This is a genomic window from Fibrobacter sp. (assembly GCF_045131395.1).
Lineage (GTDB): Bacteria > Fibrobacterota > Fibrobacteria > Fibrobacterales > Fibrobacteraceae > Fibrobacter.
In genome coordinates this window covers 150,035-168,815 of the sequence record NZ_JBGUQY010000024.1, presented here as the reverse complement: position 1 = coordinate 168,815, position 18,781 = coordinate 150,035, and the positions used below count along the sequence as shown (strand labels likewise).

The 18,781-nt window shown below is 52.2% G+C and carries 13 protein-coding genes; 9 read left to right on the top strand and 4 right to left on the bottom strand.

Annotation, left to right across the window (positions count from 1 at the left end):
* Nucleotides 1–25: 25 nt before the first annotated feature.
* The 3 genes from ACJMNB_RS07325 to ACJMNB_RS07315 are packed head-to-tail and all read right to left on the bottom strand — an operon-like array spanning nucleotide 26 to nucleotide 2,671.
* Entirely contained in the window at nucleotides 26–655 is a 630-nt protein-coding gene (locus ACJMNB_RS07325; RefSeq protein WP_405340718.1) for a bifunctional 4-hydroxy-2-oxoglutarate aldolase/2-dehydro-3-deoxy-phosphogluconate aldolase, read from the bottom strand.
* A gap of 52 nt (nucleotides 656–707) precedes the next feature.
* Nucleotides 708–1,913 (bottom strand): ABC transporter permease, encoded by a 1,206-nt coding sequence (locus ACJMNB_RS07320; RefSeq protein ID WP_405340715.1) that lies wholly within the window; start codon nucleotides 1,911–1,913, stop codon nucleotides 708–710.
* Nucleotides 1,913–2,671, bottom strand: coding sequence for an ABC transporter ATP-binding protein (locus tag ACJMNB_RS07315; RefSeq protein ID WP_405340712.1), 759 nt, complete (start codon nucleotides 2,669–2,671; stop codon nucleotides 1,913–1,915). The genes ACJMNB_RS07320 and ACJMNB_RS07315 overlap by 1 nt, the downstream gene beginning before the upstream one ends.
* Before the next feature lie 153 nt (nucleotides 2,672–2,824).
* On the opposite strand from ACJMNB_RS07315, the gene ACJMNB_RS07310 reads away from it, so the two are divergent.
* Nucleotides 2,825–5,272 (top strand): thrombospondin type 3 repeat-containing protein, encoded by a 2,448-nt coding sequence (locus tag ACJMNB_RS07310; protein WP_405340709.1) that lies wholly within the window; start codon nucleotides 2,825–2,827, stop codon nucleotides 5,270–5,272.
* Nucleotides 5,273–5,375: 103 nt separating this feature from the next.
* On the opposite strand, the gene ACJMNB_RS07305 is transcribed toward ACJMNB_RS07310, so the two are convergent.
* Nucleotides 5,376–5,786, bottom strand: coding sequence for a GtrA family protein (locus tag ACJMNB_RS07305; RefSeq protein WP_405340706.1), 411 nt, complete (start codon nucleotides 5,784–5,786; stop codon nucleotides 5,376–5,378).
* 156 nt (nucleotides 5,787–5,942) lie between these two features.
* Here ACJMNB_RS07305 and ACJMNB_RS07300 point away from each other — a divergent pair, with 156 nt between their 5' ends.
* The 8 genes from ACJMNB_RS07300 to ACJMNB_RS07265 all read left to right on the top strand — a co-directional run bounded on the left by ACJMNB_RS07300 (nucleotide 5,943) and on the right by ACJMNB_RS07265 (nucleotide 18,670).
* Nucleotides 5,943–7,430: an acetyl-CoA hydrolase/transferase C-terminal domain-containing protein gene (locus ACJMNB_RS07300; RefSeq protein ID WP_405340703.1), complete on the top strand. Its 1,488-nt coding sequence runs from the start codon at nucleotides 5,943–5,945 to the stop codon at nucleotides 7,428–7,430.
* A 40-nt stretch (nucleotides 7,431–7,470) separates the two neighbouring features.
* The gene (locus ACJMNB_RS07295) at nucleotides 7,471–9,831 is read left to right on the top strand and encodes a histidine phosphatase family protein (protein WP_405340700.1); all 2,361 of its coding nucleotides are present in this window, start codon (nucleotides 7,471–7,473) and stop codon (nucleotides 9,829–9,831) included.
* Between the two features lie 23 nt (nucleotides 9,832–9,854).
* Nucleotides 9,855–11,069, top strand: coding sequence for a histidine phosphatase family protein (locus ACJMNB_RS07290; RefSeq protein ID WP_405340697.1), 1,215 nt, complete (start codon nucleotides 9,855–9,857; stop codon nucleotides 11,067–11,069).
* Nucleotides 11,070–11,079: 10 nt separating this feature from the next.
* Nucleotides 11,080–12,660, top strand: a complete 1,581-nt coding sequence (locus ACJMNB_RS07285; protein ID WP_405340694.1) for a histidine phosphatase family protein — start codon at nucleotides 11,080–11,082, stop codon at nucleotides 12,658–12,660.
* Between the two features lie 92 nt (nucleotides 12,661–12,752).
* Nucleotides 12,753–13,604, top strand: a complete 852-nt coding sequence (locus tag ACJMNB_RS07280) for a hypothetical protein (RefSeq protein WP_405340691.1) — start codon at nucleotides 12,753–12,755, stop codon at nucleotides 13,602–13,604.
* A 47-nt stretch (nucleotides 13,605–13,651) separates the two neighbouring features.
* Nucleotides 13,652–14,011: a biotin/lipoyl-containing protein gene (locus ACJMNB_RS07275; protein WP_073321322.1), complete on the top strand. Its 360-nt coding sequence runs from the start codon at nucleotides 13,652–13,654 to the stop codon at nucleotides 14,009–14,011.
* Nucleotides 14,012–14,024: 13 nt separating this feature from the next.
* The gene (locus ACJMNB_RS07270; protein WP_405340688.1) at nucleotides 14,025–15,185 is read left to right on the top strand and encodes a sodium ion-translocating decarboxylase subunit beta; all 1,161 of its coding nucleotides are present in this window, start codon (nucleotides 14,025–14,027) and stop codon (nucleotides 15,183–15,185) included.
* Between the two features lie 98 nt (nucleotides 15,186–15,283).
* The gene (locus tag ACJMNB_RS07265; protein WP_405340685.1) at nucleotides 15,284–18,670 is read left to right on the top strand and encodes an InlB B-repeat-containing protein; all 3,387 of its coding nucleotides are present in this window, start codon (nucleotides 15,284–15,286) and stop codon (nucleotides 18,668–18,670) included.
* Nucleotides 18,671–18,781 lie beyond the last annotated feature (111 nt).

Sequence of the window (18,781 nt, the reverse complement as noted above, 5' to 3'; positions counted from 1 at the left end):
GGTTCCGGGCTTGTCCCGGAATGCTTTACTTGACCGCGGCGAGCAATTTGGCGAGCCGCGTTTCAATTTCGTCCCACTTGTTCTCTTTCATGAGCGTTGGGTTGAAAATGCTTGCCCCGAAAGACACCAGGTTCGAGCCCGCCTTCAGGTAGGCCTGGGCGTTTTCGGCGTTCACGCCGCCGCAGGCCATCAGGGGAATGTCGCGGAAGGGGCCGCGCAGGGCCTTGATGTATTCAGGACCGCCCACGCAGTTCACCGGGAAAATCTTTACGGCGGTAGCGCCCAGGTCGAAGGCCTTTTGCACTTCGGTGGGTGTCAGCGCGCCCGGGATAATTGGGATCCGTGCCGTAGCCGAAAGGCGGATGATTTCGTTGCGGGTGTTGGGCGTTACGATGAATTCGGCACCGGCGCCAATGGCTTTTTCCAAGTCGTGGCCATGGCGGACCGTGCCTGCACCGACGGCGATGCCGAGGGGCTTGGCGTGGGTCTTGATGGCCGCGATGATTTCTTCGGCGGCGGCGGTGTTCATGGTGACTTCAATGGCTTTGAGTCCGCATTTGGCGGCCGCCTTGACGCATGCTTCTTCGGCGCCTTGGGGAATGTCGCGGAGAATGCCCACGACCGGCATCGGTTTTAAAAATTCTAGCAGTTCCATGCCCTAAATATATATGAAAAATGCGGAATGCGTCAAAAAAAGTGAGAATTATTTATTCGAATCTCAGGGCTTCGATGGGGTCCAGACGGCTTGCCTTGCGGGCAGGGTACCATCCGAAAAAGACTCCGGTGGCAAAGCACACGCCAAAGCTCACGATCACACTGGTAATCGAAATGCTCATGGGCCAGTTCATGGCCATCTTTACAGTTTCGGAGGCGGCAATGCCGATGGCGATTCCGATGGCGCCGCCCAGCAGGCTAATGATTACGGATTCAAAAAGGAACTGGAGCAGAATGTCGCGGCCCCGGGCGCCGATGGCCATACGCAGGCCAATCTCCTTGGTGCGTTCCGTCACCGACACGTACATAATGTTCATGATGCCGATACCGCCTACAAACAAACTAATTCCTGCGATGGCGGTAAGCACCAGCGAAAGCATATCAGAGGTGCTTGTGACCATCTGGATCATTTCTTCCTGGGTAAACACGCGGAAGGGGTCGGTGGGCCTGGTCCAGCTGCGGCGTTCCTTCAAGATGCCCATGATTTCTTCGGTGGCCTTTTCGGCGTAGCCTTCGCCAATGGAGTTGGCGTAAATCTGGCGGATGTTCGTGGTGGCGTTGAACCGCTTCATCACCGTCTGGTAGGGCGTGAAAATCACGTCATCCTGATCCTGGCCGAAGTCGCCGGAACCCTTGGCCTTGAGCGTACCGATTACCTTGAGCGGAATGCTCTTGTAGCGGATGGTCTTGCCAATGGGATCTACATCGGGGAACAGGTTCTTCACGACCGTCTGGCCGATGACGCAGACTTTTGCCATGCGGTCAGCTTCGTCATCGAACATGACTCCGTCGGCAATTTCGTAGTTGCGGATTTTCAGGTAGTCCGCCGATACGCCGCTCAAGCTGGTGGGGGAGTTGTTGTTGCCTACAATGGCTTGGCCGCCTACGGTAATCATGGGAGAGACACCATTGATGTAGGTGGCGTTTTCGCGGATGGCGATCACGTCGGCCTCTTCCAGCATTTCGGAAGATTCCATCTGCACGCCGCCGCGACGGTTCTGGTTCGGCATGATGATGATAGCATTGGTGCCCATGGCTGTCATCTGTTCCTTGATGGACTTCTTGGAACCTTCGCCCATGGCCACCATGGTAATCACCGCGGCAACGCCGATAACGATACCCAGCACCGAAAGGAAGGTGCGCATGCGGTTACGCAAAAGTGCGCGGAGAGAAATTTTTATTAAAGTGATAGGTGACATTATTCCTCCTCAAAAGTTTCGGGTGGAGGTAATGCTTCGAAAGCCGCCTTGGCGTCTTGCACGTTTTCGTTCTTGACGTCTTTCTTAAGGAGCCCGTCGCGCAGCGTAATGGTGCGCCCGCTAAAGGTGGCGATGTCGGGTTCGTGGGTCACGAAGGCGATGGTTTTTCCTTGGCGGTTTAGCTCCTGGAAAATCATCATGATTTCGTAGCTGGTGCGGGTGTCCAGGTTACCGGTGGCTTCGTCGGCCAAGATAATCACCGGATCGTTTACCAGGGCGCGTGCAATGGCCACGCGTTGCTGCTGGCCGCCCGAAAGCTGATTAGGCACGTGGTTCATGCGTTCTTCCAGGCCCACCATTTTCAAGGCCTCGATGGCCCGGTGGCGGCGTTCTGCTGCCGAAATGCTAGGATTGTAAAGCAGGGGCAGTTCCACGTTCTCGATGGCGGTGGTGCGGCTCAAAAGGTTGTAGCTCTGAAAAACGAATCCCAGCTTCTTGCTGCGGATTCTTGCAAGGGCGTCCCGTTTTAATTTTTCGGTGTGTTCCCCGTCCAGTATGTATTCACCGGAGGTGGGCTTGTCCATGCAGCCCAGGATGTTCAGCATGGTGGATTTTCCGGAACCGCTTGTGCCCATGATCGTTACGAACTCGCCGGGGTAGATGTCGAAGGAGACTCCGCGGAGGGCGTGGACGGTTTCGTCGCCCATTTTAAAGTCTCGGCGGATATTTTGTATAGATAAAATCGGGTTCATAATCATTATTTTGATGCTTAATATAAACTTTTCGTTGCATTTGTGCGAAATTTGCTGATTTTATATGCATTTTTGGGTGTGAGCTTGGTCACATTGGGCTTGAAACTTGCAAAAATACTACATTGGGAAGTAATGTAATAAAGACATGCGAGGGATACAATGAAAAAAATCATTGCTTTATCATTGGTCGCTGGTGGTCTTGCCTTTGCCCAGTCGGGGCTTCAGGGTGGAACCTCCGGTATACATCAACACAACGCTTACACGTTGGGTCAGTGGGGAATTGAAGTCGGTACGGGCGGAGATATTTCTACGGACTCTTGGTCGCAATCCCGTGGTGGCGTGCTTAAACAGGGTAAGACGGAACGCGCCTTCCATGGCGTAGCCGGAACTCTTTCGGGCAATGTCCATGCAGCCATCGGTTTGAAGGATTTCATTGACCTCGGTGTGGCTCTTCCGCTTTATTACGATCATGCCAACTTGAAGGGCAAGGGCGAAGGCGATCTTTGGACCGCTAGCCGTGGTGACCTTGATGTTTGGTTGAAGGCTGGCCTTGTGGGTGACTCCAAGAGCTTCTTTGGCCTCGCTGTTCAGGGTGATGTCTATATCCCCACCGGTGATGAAAACGTGGGCGTGCGTCCCCGTCATGCCTGGTACTTGAACGACGAAGGTGGCAAGACCAATCCCTATACTTCTAATGAATTTAACTTTGCCGGAACAATGGTGTTCTCTTTGAACTTCGGCGCACTTGGGGTGCCGGTCCTGTGGAACACCCACGTGGGCTTTGTCTATGCTGGCGACGGTACCAATACCTTGGTCTATGGTACCGGCCTGAACGTGATGCCCACCGGCTGGATGGACATCTTCGTGGAATACTCCGGCGAAATGCGTGTTGAAGACGGTGCCTACCGTCGCGACCCGATGGATGACCCGATGCTCCTTACTCCGGGTTTCCGCTTCCACCTTCCGTGGAACATCGACTTCGCCCTGGGCGTCGATATCGCCTTCCGTACCTTGGCTAACCTCGGTTACGACATTGACGATGAAATGAAGAGTGTCGAACAGCACATGATTCATCACGACAATACGACGGGCCCGGTCAGCTACGGCTATGCTCCGACCCCGACGATTGCCGGTACTGCTGCCCTTACTTGGCGCTTTGGCGGCAATGCTAAGAGCGATAGCGATGGCGACGGCGTTTCTGATGACAAGGACCAATGCGAACATACTCCGGCAAAGGCTGTTGTTGATGCCGTGGGTTGCCCGGTGGATTCCGATAAGGATGGCATGCCGGATGGTCTTGACCAGTGCCCGAACACTCCGGCTGGCGCAACGATCGATACCGTGGGTTGCCCGATGGATTCCGACAAGGATGGCATCTTCGATGGCGTTGACAAGTGCGAAAATTCTCGCGAAGGCGCTCCGGTTGACTCTCTCGGTTGCGAACCGGACTTCGACAAGGACGGCGTACCTGATGTCTTGGATAAGTGCCCGAACACCCAGGCTGGCGTGAAGGCCGATGCCGTTGGTTGCCCGCAGGATACCGATAAGGACGGCGTGTACGACGGTCTCGACAAGTGCGAAAATACTCCGGCAGGTCTCCCGGTCGATGAAACTGGTTGCCCGGCCGATGCCGACAAGGACGGTGTTGCCGATGCATTCGACAAGTGCCCGAACACTCCGGCAGGTCTCCCGGTCGACACCCTCGGTTGCCCGGCTGACGCTGACAAGGATGGCGTGCCCGATGCTCTCGACAAGTGCGCCAACACCCGCGAAGGTGCTCAGGTGAACGCTGAAGGTTGCGAAGGCGACTTCGATGGCGACGGTATTCCTGATGCAGTTGACCAATGCCCGAACACCAAGCAGGGCGTGGCTGTTGATTCTACGGGTTGCCCGGCTGACGCCGACAAGGATGGCGTACCTGACGCTCTTGACAAGTGCCCGGATACCAAGGCTGGCCTCACGGTTGACAATACCGGTTGCCCGCTGGACTACGACAAGGACGGTATCCCGGATGGCGTTGACCAGTGCCCGAATACTCCGGCTGGCGTGCCTGTTGACTCTATTGGTTGCGCTGCTGACGCCGACAAGGATGGCGTTTACGACGGTCTCGACAAGTGCCCGAACACTCCGGCTGGCGCCGCAGTAGACACTGCTGGCTGCCCGGTGGACAGCGACAAGGACGGCGTGGCTGACTTCCTCGATAAGTGCCCCAACACCCTCGAAGGTGTACGTATCGACAAGAAGGGTTGCCCGCTCAACAAGGCTGAAGACCTGGAACAGTTGAAGAAGGGTATTAACTTCCAGAGTGGCTCCAAGAAGCTCACCAAGTCAAGCTACAAGACCTTGAACAACATCGTGAAGCTCATGAAGAAGTTCAGCACCGCCAACATCGAAGTCCAGGGTCACACCGACAACACTGGCTCCGAAGACACGAACAAGCAGATTTCTCAGGATCGTGCCCAGGCTGTGGTGGATTACTTCATCCAGAACGGTATTTCTTCTGACCGCGTCCGCGCCGTGGGCTTTGGCTCTGACAAGCCCATTGCCGACAACAAGACGAAGAAGGGCCGCTCCAAGAACCGCCGTGTTGAACTGGTACCGTTCTAATCGGAACTCTTGAAATAGACATTGCAGCTCTGCTGCAAAAAAGGACGCTCGCCATTGGCGAGCGTTTTTTATATGACTAATTCCACATTACACATTCCACATTTTATTTAAAAACCCACTTCTTGTAGAGGGTGAAGCTTGCGATGACGTAGACGCCGTTGGCGACGATGTTTGCAAAGAAGCTGGGCTTCATGAATTGCGAAATGAAGTCGGTAAAGGGCTTGCACCAGGTCATGTTGAGGACGTGGACGGTTGCTTCGAGGGTCACGAAGTTCAGGGCATAGGCGGCAATGAATACGATGATGAATCGGATGATTTCGGTGCGCTTTCGGCCCTGACTTTTGAAGTTCCAGATACGGTTCATCAGGTAGCTGTTGATGGCGCCGAAAATGAACCCGAGAAAATTGGATAGTTCCAGGTTCCAGTCCAAAAGCTGGTGCATCACCCAGACCGAGGCCAGGGTAATGAGCGTATTCATGACGCCAATCAAGTTGTATTTGATGAAATGTTTCACTTTTGCGAAAATAGAAAATGAAAGACGTCATTGCGAGGAGCTTTAGCGACGAAGCAATCCGCATCTCTTTATTTTCTCTAAATAGATATCCTTTTATGGATTGCTTCGCTTCGCTCGCAATGACGTATATGAGGTTATTTTATCTAATTTTATCATATGTCTTGGATAAATGCGAAGAAGTGCTCGGCTGCCGACGCAGCGGCAATGATTAACGATGGTGATGTGTTGGGTGTTTCTGGCTTTACCTTGGCGGGTTATCCCAAAGAGGTCCCGACGGCATTGGCCGCCCGTGCAGAAAAGCTGCATGCGGAAGGCAAGCCGTTCAAGGTGACGCTCTTCTCGGGAGCGTCGACAGGCGACAGCTGCGACGGGGCTTTAGCTCGGGCGCAGGCGGTGTCGCTCAGAATGCCTTACCAGAGTAATCCGAGTCTGCGAAAGTCTATTAACGCCGGCCAAATCAAGTACATCGACGCCCACTTGGGCAAGATGGGCTACCTGGTGCGAACGGGGGCTTTGCCTGCCCCGACGGTCGCCATTATCGAAGTTTCTGCCATCATGGGCGACGGTCGGGTATGTCTGTCGACATCGGGCGGAAATTCGGTGACCTATCTGGAAATGGCCCCGAAAATCATCCTGGAACTGAATACCCGTCTGGGCGATTCCTTCATGGGAATCCACGACGTGGCCCTGCCCGAACTTCCGCCCCATGCAAAGCCTCTCCCGATTTATAGCGCCGGAGATCGCGTGGGTGGCGAATTCGTGAAAATCGATCCGAACAAGGTTATTGCTATCGTCGAAACATCTCGCCTTGACGAAGTGAACCCCTTTGTGGAACCGGACGAAATTTCGACCAATATCGGCCAGCGCATTCTGGACTTTATCAGCTTCGAAGAAAAGAAGGGCCGCCTCCCCAAGGGAATGGCTTTCCAGAGCGGCGTGGGCAAGGTGGCCAATGCAGTCTTGAATGCCATGTCCTGCGACGATCGCCTGGGGCAAATTGACCTTTATACCGAAGTGATTCAAGAAGCGGTGCTCCCGCTCCTCAAGAAGGGCAAGCTGGGCGTAGCCTCCGGCACGGCTCTTACTTTGTCTGAAAACGCCCAGAAGGAATTCGTGGAGAATGCGAAGGAATGGAAAAAGCATCTGATTCTTCGCCAGCAAGAAGTGAGCAATAGTCCCGACGTGATTCGTCGCGTAGGCGTGATTTCCATGAATACTGCCCTGGAAGCGGACATCTTCGGAAACGTGAACAGCAGCCTGGTTTCGGGTTCCTCCATGATGAACGGAATCGGCGGTGCTGCGGACTTTGCCCGCAATTGTGCCCTCGGGTTCTTCTTGACACCTTCGGTGGCCAAGGATGGCGCCATCAGTTCCATTGTGCCTTACGTGAGTCACGTGGACCAGACGGACCATGACACCATGATTTTCGTGACGGAACAGGGACTTGCGGATTTGCGAGGGCTTTCTGCCGAGGAACGCGCAAGGTTGATCATCAAAAACTGCGCCCATCCCGATTTCCGCGAACCGTTGACGGATTTTTTGGAATATAGTCTAAAGCATGCCAAGGCAGTTCACATGCCAATAGCCCTAGAAAGGGCCTTTGAGATGCATTCCCGGTTCCTTGCAACTGGGAAAATGGTGTAGACTTTTTTATATTGTCCAGTAGGTTTTTAGGAACGACGAAATGAATCGCCTATTTTGGATTATTGTCTGTGCTTTGATGACCCTCTCCTTTGAGGGGTGTTCAGAGAATAGCTCTAGTTCAAACGAAGATGTCGTGGACGACCTTTATAGCGATGAAACGTCCAGTGGATCCCGCGGGGAGAAAAATTCCAGTGGCGTGGTCCAGAAAGATTCCTTGGGTCGCCCCATTTCCAGTGCCAGCGATCCTGGCAAGCCGGGTGAACCCGGTGGTTCAAGTTCTTCGACAGGAGCGGTTGTAGGCATTCAGGATACGGTAATCGCCGATACCACGGTTGTGGTAGATGTGGATGCCTTGCCGGAATGTACCGCCCAAAGCGAAGGCGAATCCTTCATGGTCAAAAGCGAGAACAAGCTTTATTTCTGTCTGGCCAAGGAATGGGTGCCTTCGGACGAGGTGTCCCAGACTACGGGCATTTCTTGCCGCAATGGTGTACTTGTAACGGGTGCCGATGTTGATGACTCCGATGAAGACGATTCGGGCAGTTCCGGTGGTAACACCTTCCCCTGGGGTAATTTTGGTGGCGGCAATTCCGTAAACACGGATGCTGTCGATACGGCGGAGCCGCGCATAGTCGGGGCGCACCTTGTAGGTATTGCAGAAAAGGGACCGTTCCGTTATGGCACGTCGGTCAAGCTGATTGAACTGGACAGTACCCAGCACCTGGCCGATTCCAAGCGTACCCACAAGACCTGCATTTTGAATGGCGACGGCAACTTCAACTTTGACAGCGTAGACTTTGTATCGCCCTATTTGCGCGTGAAGGCCAACGGATATTTCCGTAACGAATTGACGGGAGGTCTTTCTTCTAAGCCCGTGACGCTGGAAGCGGTAGTGGACGTGACCGAGAAGGACTCGGTGAACGTGAACATGCTGACCCATATGGAAGCGCCCCGCGTGCTCAAGCTTGTGGAAAACAGCGGCAACAACCAGCCGATTCGTGCTGTCAAGGCTCAGGCCCTGCGCGACATCTTGTCTTCTTTCGAAATCCAGTTGGGTGAATCCTCTGGCTCCGGTGGCGGCAATGGTGGCGGATTTGGCGGTTGGGGCTTTGGTCCGCAGCAACAGCAGCAGACTACCACAGATGGCCGCTTTGCCGAAGATATCGGGCTTTTCGATGGCGACGAATACAGCGGCGCTCTCCTTGCCATATCCATCATGATGCAGCGCAAGGGCTCTGGCAGCGAAATGCTTTCGTACACCTCGGGTATTGCCGACCGCATCAAGGGCAATGGCAACTGGGACGACAACAATGCCAAGGCAGACCTTGCCGACTGGCTCATGGTGCTGGATACCAGCGGCTCTTACGCGACCATCCGCAACAACATTGCCAGCTGGAACATGGGCGAGGTTCCCGACTTTGAAAAGCACCTGAAGCGTTTCTGGACCAAGGTCTACAATTTCGGTGATTGCGGTTCCCACAACGCCGACACGGTGAAATTCATTAGCAACAGCTTGAGCGCTTACTTTGTTTCGGGCTACGATCAGCCGGGCCCCTCGGTGCGCTTTATTTGCGATGCAAGCACCCATGAATGGCGTGCCGCTACGGATCTGGAAAAGGATACCTACGGCTTTGGCAGGGGCGAATACGATGGCCAGCTGAAGTCCGGCATTATCAACAAGGACCGGTACTACATTTACGACGATAACAAGTGGCGAGCCACCACCAGCGATGATATCCAGGACTTTGAAGATATCGAAAGCGTTTACAAGGGACTTAAGTCGGGCGAAAAGGTCATCTTCTTCTTGCGCCATGCCAAGCGTTCCGACGATACGGGCAAGAAGGGCCACCTGACCGACGAGGGTAAGTCCCAGTCCAAGCAGGTGGGCGAAAAGTTCAAGGGCGAAAGCATTTACTTTGCCAATTCTACCTACACCCGTAGCCTTGAAACCTGCGAGAATATTGCCGCCGGTGCAGGCGTGTCGAACTTCAGCGAGAATACCATCGAAGCCCTTGATGGCGAATGGTACGTGAAGGACGATAGCAAGCTTGAACAGCACAAGAGCAGCGATGGTGGCGGCTGGGTGGTTGCTTCTGCCTATGCCTATAAGGGCGCCTACACCGATGCCTTCTACGACCTTAAAACCTACAGCGAAAAATTTATTACCGAAATAATCAAGCCCGAATTTTCGAATGTGAAGAAAGTGGGTGTTTTCATTTCCCACGATATGTTTGTGGTTCCGCTGACGGCCTATTTCACCGACAAGAAGGTGAATTTGCGCTACTTTGAAACCAAGCAATGGATCAATTACTTGGCGGGACTTGCAATTATCATGGGAACTGATGGTAAGATTCGTTACGTGCCGGTGAGGGGGCTCGATTCTGGCACCATGACGATGTAGTCAAACAAAAAAGAAGAGAGAAAATGAACCGAAAAATTTGGATGGGAGTTTTGGTGGCTTTGTCGCTGCTGTTTTGGGGATGTAATGAAGCGACGGGTTCTTCTGAACAATCGGAAAAGATGGTCCGGGACTCTGTTGTGGTCCGCGACAGCGTGCGCTTTATCGATAGCGTTAGGATAATCAACAGCATAAACTTTGTAGACAGCGTCCGTGTCGTAGATAGCGTGAACGTTGTGGACAGCTTGCATGTCGTGGATAGCCTGAACATCGTCGATAGTTTGCATGTCGTAGACAGCCCGGTTCATGTCGTTGACAGTGTGCGCTTTATCGACAGCGTTCGCGTGATCGATAGCTTGAATATTAAGGACAGCGTCCGTGTGGTTGACTCCGTTGTGGTGTATGGCCCGGAACATTATTTCGGTCCTTGCACTAGCGAAAATTCTGGCGAAATCAAGTCGACCACCATCTACGACGAAGTCCGCGCTTACGTTTGTGATGAGAATACCCTGTTGTGGCGGATTGCGACACAGGTCGATTGGAACGACAAGTACATTTATGAATCCCATGCGGACGAATTTACGGATCTCAAGAAACTGGTCGATAACTTGGCCACTACGGAGAAGATGGTGGTCGTGTTGCGCCATGCAGAACGGGGCTCCGATTATTCCATGACGGGCCCTTTGAACGAGAACGGTTTCAAGCAGTCACAGGACCTTGGCGAATCCATTGCCAATGACATCGAATTCTACTATGGGGCATCACAGTTTGTCCGTGCCCACCAGACTTGCAATAGCATTGCCAAGGGTCGTGGAGATTTGGATACGCTTGCCGATACTCTTGCCGCCTTGAATGACAGCTGGTTCGTGAAGGACGAGACTGCCTACAAGGCCGCGAAGGATGCCCACGGCGGTGGCTGGAAGGTGACTTCCCAGTGGGCTTACGAGGGTGACTATTCCGATGCGTTCTACGAGTTGAATTCTCGCAGTACGGAACTTTTTGAAGAACACCTGATTCCGGCTTTTGAAAGCTCGGGAAAGCAGGTGGGCCTGTTTGTATCCCATGACTTGGTGATGGTGCCCCTGGTGGTGTATGCTTCGGGTAAAAACATCGACCTGAAGTACTACAAGGATTCATCGGATCATTGGCTGAATTATCTCGGGGGAGTCGCAATCGTGTTCAAACCCGATGGCACGAGAGTGTTTTATGTCGTAAAGGGACTCGAGTCGGGAACAATGTAATGGTAGGTTGATGGTAAGGTTAAAGTGGTGTGTGGAATGTTTGGCGACTGCATTGGCTGTGGCCATGCTTTTGATTGGTTGCGGTTCCAGCGGCGATTCCGATAACGGCAATGCAGTTAGCCCCGTTGCCGACGACCCTCATGGCAATACGCCGGAGCCGGTTGTCGATACGGTTCGTGCCCCTCTCTTTGTTTATGAAATATTGGCGGATAGCGCTTCCGGTTCTACCGGAATCAACATTCTGACTCTGTTGTCTCGCCCCCGGGTAGAACAGCTCTTGATGAACCATGTGTCCGCGGACTCGGCGGCGGAACAGGCCAAGTATGAAGTCCTGGCCGCGTTCGGTATAGATTCGTTGCAGTTTGCCATGGATTCCGATGCGGTGCTGCTGGCAATCTCGTCGTTGGTACAGAACCGCTTTACTAAAGAAGAAACGCGAAATTTTATTGCCACCTTGGGCGAAGACCTGAAGGGCGATGGCGTGTGGAATGACCCCAATGTGAAAATCCAGATTGCGGATTGGGAAGTCGGTATCGATTCCGCCTGGCGTTACAACGATATTCGTAACAACGTAACGACTTGGGGTGTGACGAATATTCCGAACTTCGAAAAGTACATGCGATGGTTTATTCCGCTGGCTTATCTTTTTGAACCTTGTTCCGAAGCGAACGCCGGAACCGTCACCTTCGTGAATCAGGGCCAGAGTGTGCTCTTCGCAAATGATTACGAGACTTCGGATCATTCGGCCGTGCGCTTTATTTGCGACGCGAATAACAAGGAATGGCGAATCGCGCAACCCATGGAAAAGGATACGGTGGGTTTTGGACCGGGCGAGTATGACAAGGAAATTCGCGAAGGCCGTGTGATTCACGATAACTACTACATCTATGATTCCGGTGCATGGCGCATGGCGACTCCGCAGGAAGCCGACGGGTTCACGGACCTTGTGGAAGTCTATGCAGGCCTTAAATCCGACGAAAAGGTCGTATTCATTATCCGCCACAGTGAACGCACTAACGAAACGGGCGAAAAGGGCCATTTGACCGAAAACGGTAAAAAGTATGCCCGGAATCTGGGAGCCCGCCTGGCGCAAGTGAAAAAGGAAAATATCTATTTCGGTTATTCGGGCTATACCCGCACCAAGGAAACCTGCGAAAACATTGCCGAAGGTTACGGGTTGTCCAATTACGATTTGGAAGTTCTAGGCGGACTTGATGGGGATTGGTACGTGAAGGACTCGGACAAGGCGGAATCGTACATCAATAGCGCGGGCGGCTGGATGGTGTATTCCAAGTACGCGTTCCTGGGTGAATATGCCGATGCCTTCTATGATCTGGAATCTCGAAGCGAAAAGTTGTTGAATGATGAAATCAAGGCGAATTTACGCAAAATGGAACGGCTGAATATCCTGGTGACTCACGATTACCTGGTGGTCCCGCTGCTGGCCTACACGACAAACGGGCATGCGAACGTAAGGTATTACGAAAAATGGAAATGGGTGAACTATATGGCCGGAGTCGCCATGATTATCTCCGCAGACGGCTCGGTGCGCTATATACCCGTAAAAGGCCTCGAAACGGGGACCATGTAGCTTTCGGCGGCGCAGTTTTTGCGCCGCTTTTTCTAAATTTTCACCGCTGATTTTTACAAAACAGAAACCCAAAAGAATGGATTGAATCCAATATGAACGAAACACAGACCAATGCACCCGAAGCTCAGGAAGTGGCTAACGCCGCCCCGGCCCAGGATGTGCAGCAGCCGGCTCTCGTTGCTTCGAAACCTGCAGCAAAGGTGAAGGGCAAGTTCGATGAACAACTCGGACTCATGCTCCCCTCCGATGCCGCCCAGGTTCAGGAACAGCTTTCTATGCCGGGTATGAATGACGACATGGTTTACAAGATCGTGGAAAACCACTCTGGTAACCATTCGGTTCTCTACAAGACCTATGACCAGGCAGTCCTTGCACGCGACGTTCGCGATTCTATCGAAAACGCCGGCGGCCACAAGGTGCTCCCGATCGCAAAGGCCAAGCTGGGCTCGACCTACTGCAAGGGCGAATTTTCGACCGAACAGGGTTGTAAGGGTGATTCCGACACCTTCGGTATCGGCTCCCTGATCGAATTCCAGGCAACCGGTCTTATCGTGGTGATGTGCGTCATCGTGGGCCTCACGGTGCTCTGCTACCTCATGAACTTCATCATGGCCAAGCTCGGCCTCAACAAGGACAAGGCTCCGGCACCTGCAGTTAAGGCTGCTCCGGCCGCCGCTCCCGCCGCTGCAGCACCGGTAACCATCGGTCCTGCCCACTGCGACTGGGATCCGAACGCCAAGAGCGTTCATCCGGGCTTCACCAACAAGCAGCTCCAGGCTTTCCTCGGCATTGCCGCCGTGGCAGCCCTCGAAGAACACCCGGGCATGAGCAACGACCAGTTCCTCGCCCTCGTGACCGCAGCGGCGACCCAGGCTATTGGTCAGCCCTGCCGCGTGACTGCTTACAGAAACATTAACTCTCCTGCTTGGACGATCGTCAAGTAAGGTAAACTTTTAAAACTCAACAGGCTTTTAAGCCAGGAAATATCAAAATGAAGAAAACCGTCCGTATCAGTTTCGAAGGCAAGACCTACGATGTCGAAGTAGAAGTTCTTGATTCCAATGCCGCCGTTGCCGCCGCTCCTGCTGCAGCTCCCGCTGCCGCTCCGGCTCCTGCCGCCGCTCCTGCTGTTGCCGGTGGTACCGAAGTGAAGAGCCCGCTCGCTGGCTCCGTGTTCAAACTGAAGGTTAAGGTCGGCGACACCGTCGCTGCCAACCAGGAAGTGGCTATCATCGAAGCTCTCAAGATGGAAAACCCGGTCGTCGCTCCTTGCGCCGGCACCGTGAACTCCATTGCCGTCAAGGAAACCGACACTGTCGTCGACGGCCAGACTCTCATGACCATCGCCTAAGAGGTACAGATAAATGAGTTCTCTTTTAAATTCGGTCGTTGAGTTCGCAGGCGACACCGGATTCGCATACGTCACCCCTTCGATGATCGTGATGTGGATCGTGAGTTTCGTCCTGATGTACTTGGCGATTGTCAAAAAGTACGAGCCGCTGTTGCTCTTGCCGATTTCTCTCGGCGCACTGGCGGTGAACATCCCGAGCGCGGGATTCTACGATGGTGGCTGGAGCATCGAAGGTATGTTTACCCCGACTGCTGGCCTCTATTACTACATCAGCCAGGGTATCCACCTGGAACTCTTCCCGCCCATCATCTTCTTGGGCGTGGGTGCCATGACGGACTTCGGACCGCTTATCGCTAACCCGCGTACGCTCCTCCTCGGTGGCGGCGCTCAGTTCGGCGTGTTTGCGACCATGTTCTGCGCCGTGGCTTTCGGTGGCTTTACTCTCGGTGAAGCAGCCTCTATCGGTATCATCGGCGGTGCTGATGGTCCGACCTCCATCTTTACTGCAAACAAACTAGCAAAGCACTTGATTGGCCCTATCGCGGTGGCAGCCTATACTTACATGGCTCTCGTTCCGCTGATCCAGCCGCCTATCATGCGCCTCATGACCAACGACAAGGAACGCAAGATCCGTATGAAGGCCCTCCGCAAGGTGTCCAAGGCCGAACGTATCGTGTTCGCCGTCATGGTGATGATCGTTTGCATCCTGGTGGTGCCCGATGCTTCTGCTCTTATCATCATGCTCATGCTCGGTAACATCTTCAAGGAAGCCGGCGTTGTCGAACGCTTGGTGAAGACTTCCTCTAACGAACTCATGAACATCGTGACGATCTTCCTCGGTTCTTCCGTGGGTCTCACCATGTCTGCCGACATCTTCTTGCGTCCGCAGACCCTCATGATTATCGCTATGGGTGTGGTCGCCTTCGGTTTCTCGACCGCTGCAGGCCTGTTCCTTGCTAAGATCATGAACAAGTGCACTCCCAAGAACCCTGTGAACCCGTTGATCGGTTCTGCCGGCGTGTCTGCCGTGCCGATGGCCGCTCGCGTGTCCCAGGTGGAAGGTGCCAAGTATGACCCGCAGAACTTCTTGCTGATGCACGCCATGGGCCCCAACGTGGCTGGCGTGATCGGTACTGCAGTTTGTGCAGGTTACATGATTTCTAGACTTTCGTAGTCTGAAAGTCACCCCGTGACATTAGAATGCCCCCGACTTTGTCGGGGGCTTCTTTTTATAGTTATATTTATTTTAATTGTTCTTAGAAGGAGAGAATCATGTTCGCGAAGAAGGAAATCCTGCTTGCATCAGTCGCATTGCTCGCCACAGTTGCGCATGCGGTAAAAGAAATTGCTCCGAAAATGCCGGAACTTGTGGGAGACTGCTACCAGATTTCAAGTGTAGAGGAACTGTACGGCTTTGCCGATTTCATGGATGATTGGTCTTTTAAGCATGATGACCCCTTTTACGGCTGTGCCGAACTCACCGCGGATATCGTCGTAAACCAGAATGTCATCAAGGACGGTGCGCTCAATGAATCGGATACGGCAAACTTTGCAGTATGGACTCCTATCCGGAACTTCGTTGGAACATTCGACGGCAAGGGCCACACTATTTCGGGCTTATATTACAACAAGGATGCTCATCGCGATGATGCGAGGTATGTTGGCTTTTTTAGAAACTTCTATGGAAGTTCCCATGCGGATTACAGTGCAGATACGGCATCGGTAAAGAACCTCCATATCAGGGATGCGTTCTTTAAGTCGGATCGCGCGATAGGGGGCATCGTAGGCTATTTGAATACTTCGATTACGCTGATTTCTGGTTGTAGCGTAGAGGGCGTCTTTATTGGTGATTATCATGTGGGTGGCCTTGTTGGACTTGATGAGGCGTACGGCCTTGAAATTTCGAATAGTTACAACAAGGCTTCGGTGAGTGGAGTGAAAAATGTCGCTGGAATAGTTGGATACGTTGATTCCTATGTTGCTTTAATGAATGTCTATAATGCGGGATCTGTGACGGCAAAGGAGAATGCTGGTGGGATTGGCGGTGATTTGAGAGGAACCATCTACTTTTACAATGTTTTCAACGTGGGGCCTGTTGCCGCGTTAGAGGACGGTTTTAATGTAAGGTCGGTGATTGGAAGTCTGTATAATGAGGAACAGAATAATTTGGCAAATGTTTTTTATCTCGCTCCAGGAACGGAAGAATTTTTGGGACAGCCGGTGTCTTCGGAAGCTTTTGCAAACGGTTCTATTGTAACCGTGATGCATGATTATGTTTATGACATTGACCTTGAAATTTATGGTGAAGTTTATGAAGATGCCTTTAGCATAGATGGTACCGTATGGGGGCAGAATGTGGGCGTGGACGCTTTCCCGAATTTTAGTGGCTCTATTACGGGCGAACCTTCTTTTGATGCGATTACGCTTAGTCTCGATACGGGAAGCGCCGTCCTTTGGACGAAAAAAATTCCGCAAGGCTTGCGCTACAAGCTGCCGGATGTAGAACGTGACAGGTACAAACTGGTGGCGTGGTATGACAATGAAGAACTGTCGGGAACGCCGGTGACCTATGTCCCCGAAACGCAGGCTGAAGATGTGAAATATTGGGGCCTATACCAGCGGAAATACAAGGTAACGCTTGAAATGGAAGATGCGACGGTGCATCCGCACCATCAAGTGAATTCCTATGTCTACACAATTGGTACTAAACTTCCAATGTTTGTTTCTCGTAAAGGTTACGTTTTTGCCGGCTGGTATACCGATAAGGATTTGAGCGGAAGCCCCGTTGATAGCATTTCTGCAATGGCGACAGGCGATACGGTTTTTTACGCCAAGTGGCTCAAGATTAAAACCCCTGCAAAAGATGCCGATGGGTGCTATGTTATTTCAGACGCCGCGGAACTTTATGGCTTTGCCTCTATCGTGAACGGGACCGATGGATATGTGAGAAATAAGGCTGCCTGCGGAAAGTTGACGAAGGATATCGTTGTAAATGAGAAAGTCCTGAATTCTGATGGCTCGCTCAATGAGTCTCTTGCCGCGGGCTTTATGCAGTGGAATCCGCTGGACAGCTTCGCGGGAACTTTCGATGGAAACATGCATACGATTTCGGGATTGTATTTTGAAGAAGATAGGGCATCAACTGGTTACAAAAAAGGAATAGGTTTTGTTGGAACAACCTATGGAACGGGGGATGAACCTGTTTACATCAAGAATGTTGGAATTGTAGACTCGTATTTCTATTCGATTGTGGCGTATGCAGGGGGAATACTCGGATATGTCCTGGATAATAAGCCTAAATATTCGATGACGTATGTTCAAAACTCCTATAGTTCAGCCACCTTGGTTTCTTATGCAGGGTCCATAGGCGGAATTGTCGGTGGCGTAGACGGATCGTTGGATGTTACCAACTGTTACAGTCAGGGCCTGTTGCAGGATAGTTCCGAATACAGTGTCGATGTGGGTGGAATTGTCGGCTGGATTGGTTATCTCGATGCAGCGTATATCAATAATAGCTACAGTGCCGGGAAAATTGCTGCAAAAGAATGGGCCCCCATTGCGAAAGGCCGCACTCAAATAGGGGGCAAGATATATATCGATGTTACAAATTCCTATTACCTGAATTCGCTGGCTTCTGAGACGGATAATGATACTCTCGGAAAACCCGTGAGCGCTGAACTGTTAAAGAATGGCGCCGTTGCGATCTTGCTGCACGATGGCTGGGAAGGGGCAATATGGGGGCAAAATGTCGGTGTAGACGATTATCCGGTGCTTTCGGGCGAACTCAAGAATGCGGACGTTGCTAAGAAGTCGGTGACCTTCCATACCTTTGAAGGAGATACGGCCAAGTATTTCGATTACTATATCCCGGGATATTCTAAGTGGTTGCCCTTCGAGAGTGAGGTGGTGCCGCAGCCGCATTATGTCTTTAGAGGGTGGTACGACAATGCCGGTTATAAAGGTGATTCCGTCACGAAAATTTCAGAGGACGCTTCTGGCAACCTGGATTTTTATGCCAAGTGGGAACCGGAAACGTACAAGATATATTTCTATGATATTTGGTGGGATGGAATATATAGGGGCGACACAAGAGGAACCTTTGTTGGTGAGAATGATGGATATGAATATGTCTATGGCGAAAAGGATACGGTCGAATTTATTCCTGACTCTGGTTATTGCTTCTGCTACTGGAGAGACGATACGACGAATACGAATCCTGTTTTGATATTCGTTGCCGAGAAGGATACGGGGTTCGTTCCCCATGTGGAATTGGAAGGGAATCCGCTCTGTGCAAAGTTGAGTTCGAGTTCCAGCAGCGAAGAGCAGAGCTCCAGTAGCGTGTCGTCTAGTTCTTCCTCTGAGCCGAAGTCATCGAGCAGTAGTGATGAACCCGAGTCCAGTAGCTCGAGCAAGAAGGGCGGTAAGGATGCCTTGCTGACCGTTGCGCAGGTCCCGCAGTTCACGCTGAATGTGGTCGGTCGCAATATCCAAGTGTCGGGAGTCTCTGAATCGGCGCGCTTCTACACGGTGTTCGATATGCAGGGACATGTGCTCCGTAAGGGGAATATCTATAGCAAGAACTTTGCTATCCCGGTGAATTCCGCTGGCAATTACCTGGTGCGCATCGGTTCCCAGGTGCAGCGGGTTTCCATAAAATAATTTTTGTGAGTCATTTGGAATCGCTCCGACAAAGTCGGAGCTTTTCTGTTCTCCGGTACAGAAATCTATAGAATTAGCATTTTGTTATATTTGCATAGATTATTTTGGATA

Bases quoted from the DNA above. Each gene is read 5' to 3' on its own strand.
- ACJMNB_RS07325 (WP_405340718.1), bottom strand. From the start codon at position 655: ATGGAACTGCTAGAATTTTTAAAACCGATGCCGGTCGTGGGCATTCTC.
- ACJMNB_RS07320 (WP_405340715.1), bottom strand. From the start codon at position 1,913: ATGTCACCTATCACTTTAATAAAAATTTCTCTCCGCGCACTTTTGCGT.
- ACJMNB_RS07315 (WP_405340712.1), bottom strand. From the start codon at position 2,671: ATGATTATGAACCCGATTTTATCTATACAAAATATCCGCCGAGACTTT.
- ACJMNB_RS07310 (WP_405340709.1), top strand. From the start codon at position 2,825: ATGAAAAAAATCATTGCTTTATCATTGGTCGCTGGTGGTCTTGCCTTT.
- ACJMNB_RS07300 (WP_405340703.1), top strand. From the start codon at position 5,943: ATGTCTTGGATAAATGCGAAGAAGTGCTCGGCTGCCGACGCAGCGGCA.
- ACJMNB_RS07295 (WP_405340700.1), top strand. From the start codon at position 7,471: ATGAATCGCCTATTTTGGATTATTGTCTGTGCTTTGATGACCCTCTCC.
- ACJMNB_RS07290 (WP_405340697.1), top strand. From the start codon at position 9,855: ATGAACCGAAAAATTTGGATGGGAGTTTTGGTGGCTTTGTCGCTGCTG.
- ACJMNB_RS07285 (WP_405340694.1), top strand. From the start codon at position 11,080: ATGGTAAGGTTAAAGTGGTGTGTGGAATGTTTGGCGACTGCATTGGCT.
- ACJMNB_RS07280 (WP_405340691.1), top strand. From the start codon at position 12,753: ATGAACGAAACACAGACCAATGCACCCGAAGCTCAGGAAGTGGCTAAC.
- ACJMNB_RS07275 (WP_073321322.1), top strand. From the start codon at position 13,652: ATGAAGAAAACCGTCCGTATCAGTTTCGAAGGCAAGACCTACGATGTC.
- ACJMNB_RS07270 (WP_405340688.1), top strand. From the start codon at position 14,025: ATGAGTTCTCTTTTAAATTCGGTCGTTGAGTTCGCAGGCGACACCGGA.
- ACJMNB_RS07265 (WP_405340685.1), top strand. From the start codon at position 15,284: ATGTTCGCGAAGAAGGAAATCCTGCTTGCATCAGTCGCATTGCTCGCC.